General features: G+C 64.8%; 13 protein-coding genes. 6 read left to right on the top strand and 7 right to left on the bottom strand.

The features are described 5' to 3' along the window. Positions 1 to 195: 195 nt before the first annotated feature. From LFT46_RS18190 to fdhA, 3 genes are all read left to right on the top strand, one after another. Positions 196 to 1,500, top strand: coding sequence for an aromatic ring-hydroxylating oxygenase subunit alpha (locus LFT46_RS18190; protein ID WP_236820587.1), 1,305 nt, complete (start codon positions 196 to 198; stop codon positions 1,498 to 1,500). Continuing rightward, positions 1,497 to 2,906, top strand: coding sequence for a ferredoxin reductase (locus LFT46_RS18185; protein ID WP_236799827.1), 1,410 nt, complete (start codon positions 1,497 to 1,499; stop codon positions 2,904 to 2,906). The genes LFT46_RS18190 and LFT46_RS18185 overlap by 4 nt, the downstream gene beginning before the upstream one ends. A 137-nt stretch (positions 2,907 to 3,043) precedes the next feature. Further along, positions 3,044 to 4,258, top strand: coding sequence for a formaldehyde dehydrogenase, glutathione-independent (gene fdhA, locus LFT46_RS18180; protein WP_236799825.1), 1,215 nt, complete (start codon positions 3,044 to 3,046; stop codon positions 4,256 to 4,258). Positions 4,259 to 4,355: 97 nt separating this feature from the next. Here the strand turns inward: fdhA and LFT46_RS18175 are convergent, their stop codons facing one another. Further along, positions 4,356 to 6,863, bottom strand: coding sequence for a GcvT family protein (locus LFT46_RS18175; protein WP_236820586.1), 2,508 nt, complete (start codon positions 6,861 to 6,863; stop codon positions 4,356 to 4,358). Between the two features lie 220 nt (positions 6,864 to 7,083). Then, positions 7,084 to 8,415: an MFS transporter gene (locus LFT46_RS18170; protein ID WP_236820585.1), complete on the bottom strand. Its 1,332-nt coding sequence runs from the start codon at positions 8,413 to 8,415 to the stop codon at positions 7,084 to 7,086. Between LFT46_RS18170 and LFT46_RS18165 the strand changes: the two genes are divergently transcribed. Further along, entirely contained in the window at positions 8,390 to 8,668 is a 279-nt protein-coding gene (locus LFT46_RS18165) for a hypothetical protein (RefSeq protein WP_236820584.1), read from the top strand. The genes LFT46_RS18170 and LFT46_RS18165 overlap by 26 nt on opposite strands. A gap of 394 nt (positions 8,669 to 9,062) precedes the next feature. Here the strand turns inward: LFT46_RS18165 and LFT46_RS18160 are convergent, their stop codons facing one another. Genes LFT46_RS18160 through purU form a run of 4 tightly spaced genes read right to left on the bottom strand, consistent with a single transcriptional unit; the run spans position 9,063 to position 14,119 of the window. Further along, a complete protein-coding gene (locus tag LFT46_RS18160; RefSeq protein ID WP_236799821.1) occupies positions 9,063 to 9,968 on the bottom strand; it encodes a bifunctional 5,10-methylenetetrahydrofolate dehydrogenase/5,10-methenyltetrahydrofolate cyclohydrolase in 906 nt (301 codons plus the stop codon). Continuing rightward, positions 9,965 to 10,666, bottom strand: a complete 702-nt coding sequence (locus LFT46_RS18155) for a cyclodeaminase/cyclohydrolase family protein (RefSeq protein ID WP_236820583.1) — start codon at positions 10,664 to 10,666, stop codon at positions 9,965 to 9,967. Before LFT46_RS18155 ends, LFT46_RS18160 begins: the two co-directional genes overlap by 4 nt. A 2-nt stretch (positions 10,667 to 10,668) precedes the next feature. Continuing rightward, entirely contained in the window at positions 10,669 to 13,161 is a 2,493-nt protein-coding gene (locus LFT46_RS18150; protein ID WP_236799818.1) for a GcvT family protein, read from the bottom strand. A gap of 52 nt (positions 13,162 to 13,213) precedes the next feature. After that, complete coding sequence (gene purU, locus LFT46_RS18145) at positions 13,214 to 14,119, bottom strand: formyltetrahydrofolate deformylase (RefSeq protein ID WP_236799815.1); 906 nt, start codon at positions 14,117 to 14,119, stop codon at positions 13,214 to 13,216. Positions 14,120 to 14,243: 124 nt separating this feature from the next. Here purU and LFT46_RS18140 point away from each other — a divergent pair, with 124 nt between their 5' ends. Both LFT46_RS18140 and LFT46_RS18135 read left to right on the top strand, forming a co-directional pair. After that, positions 14,244 to 14,924 carry a GntR family transcriptional regulator gene (locus LFT46_RS18140; protein WP_236799813.1) on the top strand — a complete coding sequence of 227 codons (681 nt, stop codon included), beginning with the start codon at positions 14,244 to 14,246 and terminating at the stop codon, positions 14,922 to 14,924. Positions 14,925 to 14,961: 37 nt separating this feature from the next. Beyond that, positions 14,962 to 15,141, top strand: coding sequence for a hypothetical protein (locus LFT46_RS18135; protein ID WP_236820582.1), 180 nt, complete (start codon positions 14,962 to 14,964; stop codon positions 15,139 to 15,141). A gap of 151 nt (positions 15,142 to 15,292) precedes the next feature. Here the strand turns inward: LFT46_RS18135 and LFT46_RS18130 are convergent, their stop codons facing one another. Then, positions 15,293 to 17,209, bottom strand: coding sequence for a BCCT family transporter (locus tag LFT46_RS18130; RefSeq protein ID WP_236820581.1), 1,917 nt, complete (start codon positions 17,207 to 17,209; stop codon positions 15,293 to 15,295). Between the last annotated feature and the right edge of the window lie 54 nt (positions 17,210 to 17,263).

The following is a 17,263-nucleotide window of genomic DNA, read 5'->3' as shown; positions in this document are numbered from 1 at the left end:
GGCAGGAGTCACACTGTTGCATATGGTGATCGCTGTTGCGTTAGGTGCTTCCAGTTCTCCTCTGGAGTCATCAAGTCTGTTGCTGATGTACCTCCCCACATTGGTGAACAGAACGTCCTGGACAACCCCTGTTGCCCCAGCCGCTCCGTAATCTCCTCAATTTGCTCAAAACCCAGCCCTTTTGGGAGGAAACACATGACTACCTCAGTGAACGCGCCCCTCAGCGCACGCGGAAAGCTCGCTTCAACATTGCCGGCCGAGCAGCTGGCTGAAATTACCGAGTTGTTCGCTCTACGGCGCACCGGCTACTCCCTCGACGCCCCCTTTTACACCGACCCCACCATCTTCAAGCTCGACATGGAGGCCATCTTCGGCCAGCACTGGATCTTTGCCGGCAGCGTTGCCGAGCTGCCGGAGCCGGGCGACTACATCACGGTGGACTACGGCCCCTACTCCCTGATCGTGCTGCGCACCGATGAGGGCGACGTCAACGTCCTGCACAACGTCTGCCGCCACCGGGGTGCGCGGGTCCTGACCGAAGCTGCCGGTTCCACCGGAAACCTGGTCTGTGGCTACCACTCCTGGACTTACTCCCCGGAGGGCAACCTGATCCACGCCTCCGCCCCCGGCGAAGCCAAGTTCGATAAGAACTGCTTTGCCCTCAAGCGCGCCCACAGCCGCGAGGTTGCCGGCCTCATCTTCGTCTGCATCGCTGACGAACCGCCCGCAGACTTCGACGAGACCTCCAAGATCTTTGAGCCCTACCTGGCACCCCACGACCTGTCCAAGACGAAGATTGCCTACCAGCAGAACATCATCGAAGAGGGCAACTGGAAGCTCGTCATGGAGAACAACCGTGAGTGCTACCACTGCGACGGACACCCGGAACTCGCCTGCTCGCTCTTCCCCACATGGGGCCTGACCGAGGGACTGATTCCGGCCCACCTTGAAGAGGTCTGGGACCGCAACAAGGAAGCCCAGTCCTCCCTCGAGGAGCGCTGCCGCCGCTACGGCCTGCCCTACGAGGTGGTTGAGGAACTCGACACCCGCATTGCCGGTATCCGCATCTCACGCGAATCCCTGGACGGCGAAGGCGAATCGTTCTCGGCCGACGGCCGCAGGCTCTCCAAGAAGCTGCTCGGCGACCTGCGGGACTTCCGCCTGGGCCGCTGCTCGATGCACCTGCAGCCCAACAGCTGGTTCCACTTCCTGGGCGACCACGTCATCACGTTCGGCGTCTTCCCCATCAACGAGCACCAGTCCCTGGTCCGCACCACCTGGCTGGTGGCTGACGACGCCGAGGAAGGCGTTGACTACGACCTCGACAAGCTCACCTACACCTGGAAGCAGACCAACATTCAGGACAAGGCGTTCGTGGAACTGTGCCAGCAGGGAGCTGCCAGCCCCGCCTACGAGCCCGGCCCGTACATGAAGAGCGAATACCAGGTGGAGGCCTTCATCAACTGGTACGTCCACCGCGTGCAGGAGCACTTGGCATGATTGACGTCCTCACCCAGACGCAGGTCCAGGAACCACAGCGCATCCGCGGCCTTGAAATGCCGTGGAACCGGGTGATGGGCAGCGTCGAAGGACCGGCCAGCGCAGCCAAGGCCCTGGGCCCGTGGCATCCGCAGGAGTTCATGGCCGAATGCGTCGAAACCATCCCCGAAGCGGGCGGCATGATGACCTTCGTGTTCCGCCGCTCCGATGGTGCACCGCTGGCGTTCCGCCCGGGCCAGTACGTGAACATCGCCTTCCCGGTTAACGGCGAGGACCAGGAACCCGTGGACCGCAGCTACTCGCTGTCCAGTTCGCCCACGGAACCGTGGACCTTCAGCGTTACCGTTAAGCGTGACCCGGGCGGACTGGTTTCCCCTTGGGTGCACCAGAACGTCAGGCCCGGCACCGTCCTGGACATGCTGGGACCTGTGGGCGCATTCCACCTGCCTGACGCCGACCGGCGCGCCCGGTACCTCTTCCTGGCTGCAGGCGCCGGCATCACCCCCATCATGTCGATGCTGCGGACCATCCACTCCCTGCCGGGAACCGCCGACGTGGTGGTGCTCTATCACGGCGCGGAAGCCGGCGGCTTCGCCTTCCACCGGGAGCTGGCCTACATCGCTTCCGTGGACTCGCGCATCAAGGTCTTCTATGCCCTGGGCGACCGCGGCAGGCCCGAGCACTGGGAAGGCTTCAGCGGACGGCTGACCTCAGCCATGATCGATGAGGTGGCGCCCGACGCCAACGGCCGGCAGGTGTACGCCTGTGGACCGGAGGGGTATCTGAACACCGCCACTGAGTTGCTCAGGAAGGTGGGCGTCGACGACACCTCCATCTACATGGAGTTCTTCTCCGGCGACCGGCAAACCCTCCTCGAATACCAGGCCGAGCTCGCCCTGGCGGCGGACATCGCCGAGGAAATCGCTGGGGAAATCGCGGAATCCGCCGAGGACTACTTCGAAGGCCAGCCCGCAGCGTTCGGGATCTACGAGCCCGGCTACGACCAGGACGGAACCCTGCAGGCCACGGGACTGGCGCTGGAAGCTGCCAACCCGGAAGCCCCGGCCCCGGCCGGTGGCACCCCGGCTGTGGCCCCGGATGCGCAGACCCCGGACGCCTCCAGCTTCGACACCGTGGGAACCGGCAGCCTCACCCTGTCCTTCATGCGCACCGGGATCAACGTGCGGATCGACCCCGAGGAGCACATCCTCGAGGTGGCCCAGCGCGCCGGTGTCCGGATCGGCGCCAACTGCAAGGAAGGCATGTGCGGCTCCTGCAAGGTGGTCAAGTTGTCCGGGGAGATCGACATGAACCACCAGGGCGGAATCCGTAAACGTGAAATCGATGCCGGAAAGTTCCTTCCCTGCTGTTCCACCGCGCGCACCGACATGGTGATCGACGCCTAGCCGCGCCCTGGGCCGGCGGGCACCCCGCGGCCCCCAAAGATTCACCGCAAGTGAAAAGTAACACCACACGGAAGGTCTGATGCACCCAGCGTCAGGCCTTCCGTGGCAACCGAACGCCAACCATAGGAGCCATGCCCATGTCAGGTAACAAAGCCGTTGCGTACAAGGAGCCCGGAGTCGTCGAGGTCATCGACACCCCGTATCCCTCGTTTGAGCTGAAAGCCGGCCCCGGCGTCAATCCCGCCAATGTCGGCCGGAAGGTCCCTCACGGGGTCATCCTGCGCACCGTGAGCACCAACATCTGCGGGTCCGACCAGCACATGGTCCGCGGCCGGACCACCGCACCGGCCGGCCTCGTCCTGGGGCACGAGATCACTGGCGAAGTCATCGAGACCGGGCCCGACGTCGAGTTCATCAAGGTCGGGGACATCGTCTCCGTCCCCTTCAACATCTCCTGCGGCCGCTGCCGGAACTGCAAGGAGCGCAAGACCGGGATTTGCCTGAACGTGAACCCCGACCGTCCCGGCTCCGCCTACGGCTACGTGGATATGGGCGGTTGGGTTGGCGGCCAGGCCGAATACGTGCTGGTCCCCTACGCGGACTGGAACCTGCTGCGCTTCCCCGACCGGGACCAGGCACTGGAGAAGATCATGGACCTGACCATGCTCTCCGACATCCTGCCCACCGGTTTCCATGGCGCCGTCACGGCAGGTGTCGGGGTCGGGTCCACCGTGTACGTTGCCGGAGCAGGTCCCGTGGGCCTTGCCGCGGCCGCCAGCGCCCAACTGCTGGGAGCAGCGGTGGTTATCGTGGGCGACCTGAACGAGGATCGCCTGGCCCGGGCCCGGTCCTTTGGCTGTGAAACCGTGAATGTGGCCAACGGCGACCCCGCCGACCAGATCGAGCAGATCCTCGGCGTCCGGGAAGTCGACTCCGGCATCGACGCCGTCGGTTTCGAGGCCCGCGCACACGGCCACGGCGCCCAGGAAGCACCGGCCACCGTCCTTAACTCGCTGATGGACCTCACCACCGCCGGCGGCTCCGTGGGCATCCCCGGTCTCTACGTCACGGGCGATCCCGGAGCAGCGGACGAGGCCGCCCGAAAGGGAAGCCTGTCCCTGTCGCTGGGTACCGGCTGGGCCAAGTCCCTGTCCTTCACCACGGGCCAGTGCCCGGTGATGAAGTACAACCGGCAGTTGATGATGGCCATCCTGCATGACCGAATCCAGATCGCCAAGGCGGTCAACGCCACGGCCATTCCGCTGGAGGATGCCCCGCGCGGGTACGCGGAATTCGATGCCGGAGCCGCGACAAAGTACGTCCTGGACCCGAACGGCTACCTCAACAACTAATGCCTGGTTCCCGTTTATAAAGAGCGGTAAGGCCAAACGGCGGCACCCCGGACTGAGCAGTTCAGTCCGGGGTGCCGCTTGCTGTGGGTGGGGCGGATCAGCCGCGGAGGCGTTCCATGCCCGGGTCAAAGAGCGGTTCGGCGCTGATGGTGGCGGCTACGCGCCGACCGAAGTACTCGATTTCCACGGCGTCCCCTTCGGCCACCGACGAGGGCAGCCAGGCGTAGGCGATGGGCTTGCCGACGGTGAAGCCGTACGCCGCGCTCGTGACGTATCCAGCGGCTTCCCCGCCCACGTACACCGGTTCCTTGCCCAGCACCACTGACGTGCCGTCGTCGACCGTCAGGCAGCGCAGCGTCTTGGCCGCCGGCTGTTCCTTGCGGACCGCCAGGGCCTCGGCACCCACGAACCCGGTCTTGTCCTTGGCCACGGAGAAGCCCAAACCAGCCTGGTAGGGGTTGTGCTCGGAGTTCATGTCCGTGCCCCATAGCCGGTAGCCCTTTTCAAGACGCATGCTGTTGAAGGCGCCGCGGCCGGCAGCGATGATGCCGTGCTCTTGGCCGGCTTCGAACAGCAAGTCCCAGAGCTTCAGCCCGTATTCAGCGGTGGTGTAGAGCTCCCAGCCCAGTTCGCCCACGTAGGAGAGCCGCATGGCCGTGACGGGGATGCCCCCAACGGAGATTTGCTTGGTGCGGAAGTACTTGAGGCCGTCATTGCTCAGGTCGTCCGTGCTGACCTTGCCGATGACCTCGCGGGCCAGCGGGCCCCACAGGCCGATGCAGCAGGTGCTGCCCGTAATGTCGGTGACGTGGACCCACTGCGCGGGATCCGCCGCCGACTGCCGGCGGGCCTCCACCCGGAGGTAGTCGAAGTCAACGTTGCTGTTGACGCCCAGCTGGAACTCCTCCTCCGCGAGCCTTGCCACGGTCACGTCGCTGCGGATGCCGCCGTCGTGCTCCAACAGCAGGCAGTACGTCACGGCACCTGGCTTCTTGGCGATGTTGCCCGTGCTGAGCCGGTGCAGCAGTGCCTGGGCGCCGGGGCCGGTGACGGAGAGGCGCTTCAGCGGCGTCATGTCGAAAAGTCCGACGGCGGTGCGCGTCTTCCACGCTTCGGCGGCGGAGATGGGGGAGTGGAACATGGCGGACCACTCGTCCCTCTCGGGGGCCTGCCATTCTGCGGGCAGCTCTTCGAGGAGCCGGCGGTTGGCTTCGAACCAGTGCGGGCGTTCCCAGGCGGCGGATTCCAGGAAGAAGGCCCCAAGCTCCTTCTGCCGGACGTTGAAGGGGCTGACGCGCAGGTCGCGCGGCGATTCGCGCGGCTGCAGCGGGTGCAGGACGTCGTAGATCTCCACGAAGTTCTGCTGCGAGGTCTCGCTGACGTAGGCGTCGGAGGTCTGCACCTTTTCAAAGCGGGTCAGCTCGCAGCCGTGCAGGTCGGTCTGCGGGTGGCCGTCGATGATCAGCTCCGCCATGGCCTTGGCCACGCCGGCGGAGTGGGTGACCCAGGCGGCCTCGGCCACGAAGAAGCCCTCGAGGTCCGGTGCCTCGCCCATGAGCGGGCCGCCGTCGGGGGTGAAGGAGAAAATGCCGTTGAATCCGTCCTGGATCTCAGTGCTGCGCAGTGCCGGCAGCAGGTCCTGGCTGTCCTCCCACGCGGGAACAAAGTCTTCGAGGGTGAAGTCCAGGCGGGAGGGCATGCGGTGGTCGGACATCTCCTTGGCCGCCACCTTTGGCAGCGCGGACATGTCCACCGGCATCGGGCGGTGGGCGTAGCTGCCGATGCCGATGCGGTCGCCCCATTCGCGGTAGTACAGGTCCTTGTCCTGGTGGCGCAGGATGGGCTTGCTGGCACCCTTCGGAAGCTCGTTGACGCCCTCGAGTTCGGCCAGGGGCGTGGTGACCGCGTACTGGTGGGCCAGCGGCAGCAACGGCACCTCCAGGCCTACCATCTTGCCGAGCTCACGTCCCCAGAACCCGGCGCAGGACACCACGATGTCAGCCGGGATCACGCCGTCGGACGTCTCCACGCCGGTGACCTTGCCGGCTTCCCGGGTGATGCCGGTGACTGTGGTGGAGCCGCGGTAGCTCACGCCGCGCTCGCGCGTGCGCTCGATCAGCAGCTGCACCGCCCGGGCCGCCAGGGCGATTCCGTCGGTGGGGATGAGCAGGCCGCCCAGGACCTCGCGGCCGCCGGAAAGCTTTCCGGTATTCAGCAGCGGGTAGATCTTTTCGCATTCGTCGGCGTCGATGATCCGGCTTTCGACACCCCAGGACGTCATCACGCCCATCTTGCGCTGTAGGTCGGCGAAGCGCTCCGGAGTGGTTGCCAGCTCCAGGCCGCCCACCTGGTTGAAGCAGGACTCGCCGTCCTTGCTCAGGGCGAGGAGCTTGTTCACGGTGTACGTGGCGAATGCCGTCATGGTCCTGGACGGATTGTTCTGGAACACGAGGCCCGGGGCGTGTGACGTGGAGCCGCCTGCCAGTTCCAGCGGGCCCTGCTCGACGACGGTGATGTCGTTCCAGCCGCGGCTTACCAGCTCGTCGGCGAGGTTGGTGCCGACGATGCCGGCTCCGATGATGACGACGCGGGGTGATGCGCTCATGATTTTTGGTTCTCCTGGGTGGTGCTGGAATCCGCCTGACCGGGTGATGGAGTTAGCTTCGCTATGAGCAACGCGCATCACTATATGCAACAGAGTGGCTTAGCTCACATTGGATGTCAAGGATTTCCTGCTTTGTTGCGGGGATCGGCAGCACCGCGTCGAAAGGCAGCAAAGAAGCCCCCGCCGCAGGCACGGCGAGGGCCTCTTGTGCAGTCCCGTGTCAGTGGGAGACGTCTGCTGAGATGTCGGCGAGGGTGCGCCCCTTCGTCTCAGGCGCGAGCCATTGCGAGAGGATTGCCCCGAGTAATGCGACGGCGGCGGCTACGACCATGCTGGGCCCCATGCCGATGTTGCTGATCGCCCACGGCAGGGCGAAGGTGCCGAGCGCGGCTCCAATGCGGCTGAAGGCCGCGGCGAAGCCCATTCCGATGCCGCGCAGATGGCCGGGGAACAGCTCGGCCGGATAGACCTGGGTCAACGTGGTGTAGCCGGCGTTGAAGAAGGAGAAGGCGAGGAACAGGGCGAGCACGAGGATCGCCGGTGCGTCCGCCCAAACTCCGATCACCAGAAGGATGCCTGCGCAGAGCCACTGCCCGGGCACGGTAAGGATTCGGCGGCCGAGCTTGTCAATCAGAAGCACGGTGGTGACAACACCCGCGGTGGCAAGTGCGGACAGCCCGACTCCACCGGCCCAGCCGCCGCCGAAGCCGAACTGGTTGAGCACGTCGTCGGCGAAGGTGGCGATCGCGAAGTACGGAGTGACCGCACAGAACCAAAAACCTGAGGTGAAGAGGGTGGTGCGCCAGTTCTGCCTCGAGAACAGCATTCCGAGGGAGGCGCTCTTGATTTTGGTCCTGCCCTGCGCGGCCTGGGCCTCCTGGATCGCCCTCAGGTCGATCTCTTCGGTGATGCTGTTGTGCATCTGGGGCGATTCGATGTATCTGTGTGCGATCTCGAGTGCTTCCTCACGCCGTCCCTTCGTAATGAGCCAGCTGGGCGATTCGGGGAGCCCGAAGCGGGCGAAGAACAGGACAAATGCGAGGATCGTGCTCGTGCCGATGACGAGGCGCCAGGGGGTGCCGGCATCATGCAGGAGCGTGCCGATGATGAATGCCATCATGAAGCCGACGTACCAGGCGATCAGGGTCAGTCCGAGCAAACGCCCGCGGAGCTTTGGCGGGGAGAACTCTGACAGCAAGGGGCCGCCGATGGAGTATTCACCGCCGATCGCAACGCCCATGAGGAACCGGATGATGGCCAGTTGGATCACGGCTCCGTCTCCGGAAGTTACGAAGAACTGGGCCGCTGAGGCCGCGAGGAACAGGCCCATGTCCACGAGGAACATGGGCTTGCGTCCGAATTTATCGGTAGCCCAGCCGGCCAGCGGGGAGCCGACGAAGATACCAGCCAGCGGGCCTGCCGCAATCATGCCCAGGGACAGTGCGTCGAGCTGGAGCTCTGACCGCATGGGTCCGGTGACGGGGCCGATAATTCCGAGGATGTAACCGTCGAGGAACATTCCGCCGATGAAGACAGCAACAAGCCGCACCATGAAGCGACGTTTGAACGCGGAGCTGGTCTCTTCTGATTTTGAGGTGTCGACGGGGGCCGTCGACCTGGTCGAATTAATCATTGAAATTCGTTCCCTTCGGGCTTCAGCGCAAGCCGCTGACGGCACCGGAGCGCCGTTTTCTGGACTCAGGGACAGACTCCGGTGTCGTCCCCAGGTTCCGGCGCTCTGCACTGCTTTGATCGATGGTGCTGCCATCTTTGATAGTCATCAACAGTTTCCTTTGGTGATTTAGCGGTACCGCCTGGATGCTGACATCGCTGGGCGGGCCGATGGGCGAGGTGCGGATCGGCCAGAATGAATTCGTTCGTCTGTTTCCGAGGCCATCACGGGTGGAGCCGGGGGAAGGGAAGGACATATCCGGGCAAGCTTCGTTCCGTGATGATCAACAAGGTTCGCTTTATGCAACAAAATCGTGCGCTACGTCACACTCAAAGTCAAGACTGTGAACTGTGAAAGTCAGAGTATGTAAGCGCCCTTGCTTCGTTTTCCGGGGCACGCCAAAGGCCCGCTCGTTTACGGCGTCCCGTTTTCCGAAAACGGTGCTTCGATGAGGAATACCTCCCCAGGTCTTAGGCCCATCGAAGCACCTTTCACGGAAAACGCGACTCCCGCTGCGAACGCGGACCTTAGCTTGCCGTTTCCAGGACGTGGTCTCCTGAAACGCCGGCCTGCAGCGGCAGGGGGCACGCTTGCCGCCGTGCGGCCTCCACGGTGTGGAGGAGCAGCAACGCCGTCGTCACGGAGCCGACGCCACCCGGAACAGGGCTGAGCGCAGCTGCAACCCCGCGGACGCTGTTTGCATCCACGTCCCCCACCAGCGAACCGTCGGCCAGGACGTTGGTGCCCACATCGATGACTACGGAGGAGGGAGAGACATGGCTGCCGTTGAGCAGGGCCGTCCTTCCGGCCGCGACCACCACGATGTCAGCCTCAGCCGTGTATCGCTCCAGCGGCCCGGAGCGTGAATGGCATACCGTGACGGCAGCATCCCGTTCCAGGAGCAGGAGGGCCAGCGGCTTTCCCACTACTGCCGAGCGGCCGACAACCACAGCGTTGCGGCCCGCCACCGGGATGCGATAGTGCTCCAGGATCTCGACGACGGACCGGGCGGTGGCAGGCGCGAAGGCCGGTTGTCCTACGGCCAGGCGGCCAAGGCTCAGTGGATTCGCGCCGTCGATGTCCTTTTCCGGCGGTATCAGGCCCACAAGGGCATCGGTGCGGACGCCGGCCGGAAGCGGCGTCTGCAGGATGATGCCGTGCACCGACGGTTCGGCGCCCAGGTCGCGCAGGACGTCGGCCAGCACCTGCTCGGTTGCATCGTGCCCCAAGTCCATGACCCGGCAACCGATCCCGGCCGCCTCGGCGGCCCGCTCGATGGAGCGGACGTACCAGTGGGTCGAGCCGTCGTCGGTGGCGATGACCACGGCCAGTGCAGGGTGGATACCGCCCTGTTCGAGGTCCCGGGCCTGCTCCCGGGCGCGGTGCCGGATGTCCCCGGCCAGTTCCTTTCCGGAAAGCGACTGGGTGCTCATTGAAGGATCCTTTCCCGTACCCGTGCCGTGAGGGCGTCGGCCGAGGCCACGACCTTTTCCTCGATGCCGTCCGTCTGCTCCTTGAGCAGCGACCGCACTGCCGGGTCCTTGATGGCCACGACATTGATGTCGATATTGACCCGTGCCGTGGTGGCGGCGGCACGTGCTGCATCTGCTGCTGCGGCCACATCGCTGATCACGTTCGGATTGGCGACGTCGGCCAGCCCTGTTGCGAGCTCCACCACCGCGCCGGCCAGTTTGACCAGTTGGGCAGGGGTCTGTGCGGCCTGCACCAACGCTGCCTGGATGGCCGACGTCTTGGCAGCCTTGAGCCCCTCGGTGTCAGAGGGAAGCCGGTAGGCGTCAATGACGGCCTGGAAGACCTGTTCATCGGCGTCGGCCAGGCGCAGTGCCTCCGACGCGAGCTCATCGGCCACCTTCGTGGTCCGCTCCACCAGGGCTGCGTGCTCCTCGTACTTGGGGCCGGTGGTGTAGCGGGCCACCATGGCCACCAGGGCTGCCCCTTGGGCGGCGTGGAGTGCGGCCACCGCCCCGCCTCCGGGCGTGGGTTGCCGGGAGGCGAGCCGTAGGAGGTAGCCGCCGATGGTCTCGGTGCCGATCGAGCCCGTGGCGGATGAACCGGTGCCAACCGGGCCAGCCCCGGACGGCGCCGCCGTGTTCACTTGCTGTTCCGTCATGCTCAGCCGCGCAGCCGGGACATGGTGGGGTCGTACAGCGGGTCCTGGGTGACTGTGGCCACGATGCGGCGGCCGAAGTACTCGATCTCCACCGAATCGCCGACCGAAACTTCGGCGGGCAGGTAGGAGTAGGCGATGGGCTTGCGGACGGAGTAGCCGTAGGCGGCGCTGGTCACGTAGCCAACTGCCTGGTCCTTGTAGAACACCGGTTCCTTGCCCAGCACCAGGCTGCGGCCGTCGTCGACCGTGAGGCAGCGCAGGCGCCGCCCGGAGTTCTCCTCGGTGCGGCCCTCCAAGGCTGCCTTGCCCACGAAGTTGTCCTTGGCCATCTTCACCGCGAAGCCGAGGCCGGCCTCAAAGGGGTCGTGCTCGGTAGTCATGTCGGATCCCCAGGAACGGTAGCCCTTCTCCAGGCGGAGCGAGCTGAATGCAGCGCGGCCTGCGGCGATGATGCCGAAGGGCTGGCCGGCCTTCCACAGCGCGTCCCAAAGGCGCTGGCCGTTGTCAGCGCTGGTGTACAGTTCCCAGCCGAGCTCACCGACATAGGACAGCCGCATCGCGGTGACGGGGACGCCGCCGATGACGACCTGCTTGGACCTGAAGTACTTCAGGCCGTCGTTGGAGAAGTCGTCGCTGCTGACCGCGCCGACCACCTCGCGGGCGAGCGGGCCCCAGAGGCCGATGCAGCAGGTTCCGCCGGTGGTGTCGCGCACCTGGACCCAGTCTCCGGCGCTGCCGCTTTCGGTTTGGTGCCGGGCTGCCCGCTCGAAGTAGGCGGTGTCGATGTTGCCGTTGGCGCCGAGCTGGAAGGTGTCCTCGCTCAGGCGTGCAACGGTGATGTCGCTTCGGACCCCACCCTTGTCATCCAGCAGGAGCGTGTAGGTGACGGCGCCCGGCTTCTTGTTCATTTCCGCGGTGGTCAGTTCCTGCAGCAGCTTCAGTGCCCCGGGTCCGGAGATTTCCAGGCGCTTGAGCGGGGTCATGTCGTACATGGCGACGGCGGTACGCGTCTTCCATGCCTCGGCGGCGGCAATGGGGGAGCTGAACATGCCGGACCAGGAATCGCGGGCCGGCGGCTGCCAGTCGGCGGGCAGTTCCTTGAGCAGGTCAGCGTTCGCCTCGAACCAGTAGGGACGTTCCCAGCCGGCGCCTTCGAGGAAGTACCCGCCCAGTTCCCTGTGCCGGGCGTGGAAGGGGGATACACGCAGGTTGCGCGGGGAGAGCTTGGGCTGCAGCGGGTGCATAACGTCGTAGATCTCCACGAAGTTCTGCTGGGAGGTTTCGCTGACGTATTCGGGGGTCAGCTGCACTTCCTCGAAGCGGTGGATGTCGCAGTCGCCCAGGTCGATGGAGGACTTGCCGTCCACCAGGAGTTCGGCCACGGCCCGGGCGATACCGGCGGAGTGGGTGACCCATACTGCTTCGGCCACGAAGAAGCCGTCCAGTTCCTTCGACTCGCCGACAAGGGAGCCGCCGTCGGGGGTGAAGGAGAAGATGCCGTTGAAGCCGTCCTCGATCTCGCTCTCGCGCAGGGCGGGCAGGATCTGCTTGGTGGCTTCCCAGGCCGGGAGGAAATCCTCCAGGGTGAAGTCCAGTCGGGAGGGCATGTTGTGTTCGCTGATCTCGTTCGGCTTGAAGCTGCCGAGCTCGTCCAGGTCCACCGGCATGGGCTTATGGGCGTAGGAGCCGATGCCGTAGCGGTCGCCGTGTTCGCGATAGTAGAGGTCCTGGTCCTGGTGGCGGAGGATGGGCAGACGCGCACCGTTGGGCAGCTCGTTCTTGCCCTGCTGTGCCGGAACCGGCGTGGTCTTGACGTACTGGTGTGCAAGGGGCAGCAGCGGCACGGACATGCCGATCAGTTCGCCGACCTTTGCGCCCCAGAAGCCGGCACAGGAGACGACGATGTCTGCCGGGATCACGCCGTCGGGCGTTTGGACGCCGGTAACGCGGCGGCCGGATTGCTCGATGCCGGTCACTTGGGTGTTGCCGATGTACTTCACGCCGGCCGCTTCAGTGCGCTTGATCAGCAGCTGGACCGCGCGGGCGGCCAGCGCCAGACCGTCGCTGGGAACGTGAAGGCCGCCGAGGATGTCCTCTTCGTTAATAAGGGGGTACAGCTCCTTGCACTCGGCGGGGGAGAGGATGGAGCCCTCAATGCCCCATGACGAGGCGTAGCCAAGCTTGCGCTTCAGGTCCGTAAGCCGGGTTTCGGTGGTGGCGACTTCCAGTCCGCCCACCTGGTTGAAGCAGCTGACGCCGTCCTCGGTGAGGGACAGCAGCTTCTCCACCGTGTACTTCGCGAACAGCGCCATGGACTTGGAGGGGTTGGTCTGGAAGACCAGGCCGGGGGCGTGGGACGTGGAGCCGCCCGGCATGTTGAGCGGGCCCTGGTCCAGGACCGTGATGTTGTTCCAGCCCCGGGTGACGAGTTCATCCGCCAGGTTGGTGCCGACGATTCCGGCTCCGATGATGACGATGCGTGGCGACGATTCCATAAAAGGTCTCTCCTGCTGCTTTAAGTATTGTGTCTGCGAAACGGGCGGGCGGTTACCGGAACACCACGGTGCTGGTCTGGTCCAGCAGTACCCGGTGCTGGCAGTGCCAGCGGACGGCGCGGGACAGTGCGAGTGCCTCGGCATCCTGCCCGACGGTGGACAGCTGGGCCGGGCCGTAGGTGTGGTCCACCCGGATGACTTCCTGCTCGATGATCGGCCCCTCATCCAGGTCAGTAGTGACGTAGTGCGCCGTGGCACCGACCAGCTTTACGCCGCGGTCGTAGGCCTGGTGGTAAGGGCGCGCGCCCTTGAAACCGGGAAGGAACGAGTGGTGGATGTTAATGGCCCGGCCTTCCAGCGCCCGGCAGAGGTTGTCAGAAAGCACCTGCATGTAGCGGGCCAGCACCACCAGGTCGGCGTCATACTCATCCACCAACTCCAGGAGCCGGCGCTCGGCGTCGGCCTTGGTGTCCGGGGTGACCGGGAGGTAAATGAAGGGCAGGCCGGCGGCTTCGGCCATTGCACGGTGGGTCTCGTGGTTGGAAACGACCGCTACCAGTTCCCCACCGAGGCTGCCGCCGCGCCAGCGGAAGATGAGGTCGTTCAGGCAGTGGCCGAACTTGGAGACCATGACCAGGACGCGCTGCTTGGTCTGGCCGTGGAAGCTGAACTTCATGGCGAACCGGCCCGCAATGGACGCAAATTCTTCTTCGAGCATGGCTGGCGTGTAGTTGGGGGAGCCCGAGAACGCCGTGCGCAGGTGCAGGGTTTCGCGGAGGCTGTCGTCGAACTGCTGGTGTTCGTCGATGTTGAAGCCACGCTCGAAGAGGAACGTGGTCACGGCCTGGACGATCCCTGCCTGCTCCCGGCACGACAGGGTCAGCACGAACTTCTGCGCCTGCTCTTCCTTGAGCGCGGGCAGGGTGGTGGTTGCTGAGGCTGTTTCGATGAGGGTCATGTCCCTCCTCCTTCTAGATATATTCCAAAGCACTGAACTGATATATTAGATTGGGTGCCAGCGTATACTGGTCCACAGACGAGGTCAATAGATTTTTTGTGGATTGCGAAGAAGGGGGCCCGGCATGGCATTTGAGGCTTTGGCGGTGGCGGACGACGCCGGCAGGAAGTCGCTGGCCGACGTCGCCTACGAAAGCATCCGGGACCGGTTGCTGACGCTGGAAATCAAGCCCGGAGAACTGCTCAATGACGAGCTCCTTGCCAGGAACCTGGGCGTGGGGAGAACCCCGGTGCGTGAAGCGCTCAAGCGGCTGGAGCTGGACCGGCTGGTGAAGACTTACCCCAGGCGGGGGACGTTCGCCACCCGGGTGGACGTCACCGACCTTTCCTTCATCTCCGAGATCAGGGCACAGCTGGAGCCCCTTGCCGCCGCACGTGCAGCGAGGGTTGCCTCGCCTGCGGCCCGCGCGGAGCTGTCTGCCACCCTCGAGGAGGTGGAGGCGTTTGACGTGGCTGCGGCAACGGTGACAGAGACCCTGCGGCTGGATGCCCGGGTGCACCAGGGGATTTACGCCGCTGCGGCCAACCCTCACCTGGAGGACATCCTGATCCGCTACGACAACCTGGCCACTCGGATCTGGTGCATGGTCATTGACCGGCTGCCGGACCTCCATCACCATGTGCGCGAACACCTCGATCTGCTCCGGGCGGTCATTGACGGGGATGAAGATCGCGCCGCGGAGCTGGCCAAAGCCCACGTGAGTGGATTCGAGCATGCGGTGCGCGAGGCCCTTTTCAACGCCTAGCCCATCCCGGCCCTCAGGACCGTCGTTGACTCGGAGTGTGACCTGCGCCATACTCGTGCCCGGCCGGAGTGTTGAGGTGTGGCTACTGGGGGAGCATGTGGCCACCGGGGTGGTGGACCAAGCCGCGGAGGACGGATCGGTCCTCTGGATAGCCGCCGAAGGCATCAGCACGCGGCGCATTTTCGACAAGTCATCGGGCTATCAGATCTGGGCTTAATCGCCCTGCCGCCCGCAGCGCTGCCAGTTTTTAGCGCAGCCCGCAGCTGTGTCTGGACCTAACCCGCAGTTCCGGCCCCTTGGCTGGTCTGCATAGCCATAACGACGATGGCCCCGACGCAGCCGCCGGGGCCATTGCAATGCCGGTGCTCCTACAACCGGTGGGCTGCCTTCTGCGCGTCCGTACTTGCCCCTGGGCACGGACTGCCCTTTGCGCACGCTTCTGAGCACTCGTGCTTGGTCACAAGTTCAAATTGGACGCCGCGGTGCTGCTCGACCCCCGTGCGGATGGCCCGCTCCACCACCGAGTCCGCCAGCCGGCGGTGCAGGGAGAGCGGGTCCCGCCGCAGATCCTTGGTGATGGCAAAGCAGAGCAGCAGCATAACGATGATGAAGGGCAGGGCCGCCACGATGGTGATCCGCTGAAGGCCGGACAGTGCTTCCGAGGGCTGGTCGCCGCCGGCCAGGAGCATGACGGCCGCCACGGCACCGGTCAGGGCACCCCAGAAGATGACCAGGGCACGCTTAGGTTCAGAGCTGCCGTTGGAGCTCAGTGAAGCCATGATCAGGGATGCGGAATCGGCGCCGGTGATGAAGAAGATTGCCACCAGAACCATGGCGAGGACGATCACGGCCGCGGTCAGCCAGGCGGGCAGCGGGAGGTTCTTGACCAGGTTGAACAGGGCACCATCGAAATCGATGGTGGCCTTGCCGTCGACCCTGGTCATGAGCCCCGGCGAACCGGTTTTGTCCGCTTCCTGCTGGATGCGGAAGGCGGTGCCGCCGAAGATGCCAAACCAGACCACGCTGACAATGCTGGGGACGAGCAGGACGCCGGTGACAAACTGCCGGATGGTGCGGCCACGGCTGATGCGGGCGATGAACATTCCCACAAAGGGTGTCCAGGAAATCCACCAGGCCCAGTAGAAGATGGTCCAGCCCGACATCCAGGTGCGCAATGCTTCGTCGCCGACGGCCTCAGTGCGGGAAGACATTGCGGCCAGGTCCCGGATGTAGTCACCCAGAGCGGAGGGAATGAGGTTGAGGATGAAAAGGGTCGGCCCTGCCACAAAGACGATCATGGCCAGCACGACGGCGAGGACCATGTTGATATTGGACAGCCACTGGATGCCCCGGCTGATGCCGGAAACTGCGGAGGCAACGAAGCATGCCGTCAGGATGGCGACGATCCCGACCAGCACGGGGGTTCCGATTTCGCCGGCCCAGCCGTTGGAAGTGAAGCCGCTGCCGATCTGCAGGGCGCCCAAGCCCAGGGAAGCTGCGGTGCCGAAGAGCGTGGCGAAGATGGCCAGGATGTTGATGACCTTGCCCACCGGTCCTTCAACGGTCCTGATCCCGAACAGGGAGGTGAAGGCGGCGGAGATCAGCTGCTTGCGGCCCAGTCGGTACGTGCCGTAGGCCATTGCTATTCCCACGACGGCGTACATGGCCCAGGGGTGAAGCGTCCAGTGGAAGATCGAGGTGGCCATGGCCGTTTGGATGGCGGCCGGAGTGCGGCCATCGACGGTTCCCGGCGGCGGAGAGATGAAGTGGTACAGCGGCTCGGCGACGCCGTAGAACATCAGGCCGATGCCCATACCGGCGGCGAACATCATCGCGATCCAGGAGACCGTGCGGAATTCAGGCTTTTCACCGTCCTTGCCCAGTGGAATGTTGCCGAACTTGCTCATTGCCAGCCACAGCACGAAGACGACGAAGAGTGAGGCGAGGACCATGAACAGCCAGCCCGTGTACTCCATTACCCAGTCAAGGGCGTCTTTTGACGTGGCGGCGAGACCGTCCTTGTCGAGGAATCCCCAGGCAATGAAGGCCAAGGCTATGGCGCCCGTGATCCCGAACGTCGCCTTGTCCAGCGTCAACTTCCGGTTGCGGCGCTGGGAGACTTCCTGCTCCCGCCTGCCCAGCCGCAGCTCTTCGAGGATCTGTTCATGATCGTTAGGGGCAGCCGGGGCCGCTTCTTCCCGTGGATCGTCAAGGCTTGCAGGGGCGGCGTCCCCTGACGGAGGCACTTTGGGCTTGGGGGTAGTCAAATCACTATTGATGGCCATGAAAGCGGGTCCTTTGGCTAGTCCATGGGCTTGCGAGTGTGCTTGGCCTGTAGT

It is taken from the genome of Arthrobacter sp. FW306-07-I (assembly GCF_021800405.1).
Classification (GTDB): Bacteria; Actinomycetota; Actinomycetes; order Actinomycetales; family Micrococcaceae; genus Arthrobacter.
The sequence above is the reverse complement of the archived record's forward strand: the minus strand, read 5'-3'. Positions and strand labels throughout refer to the sequence as shown.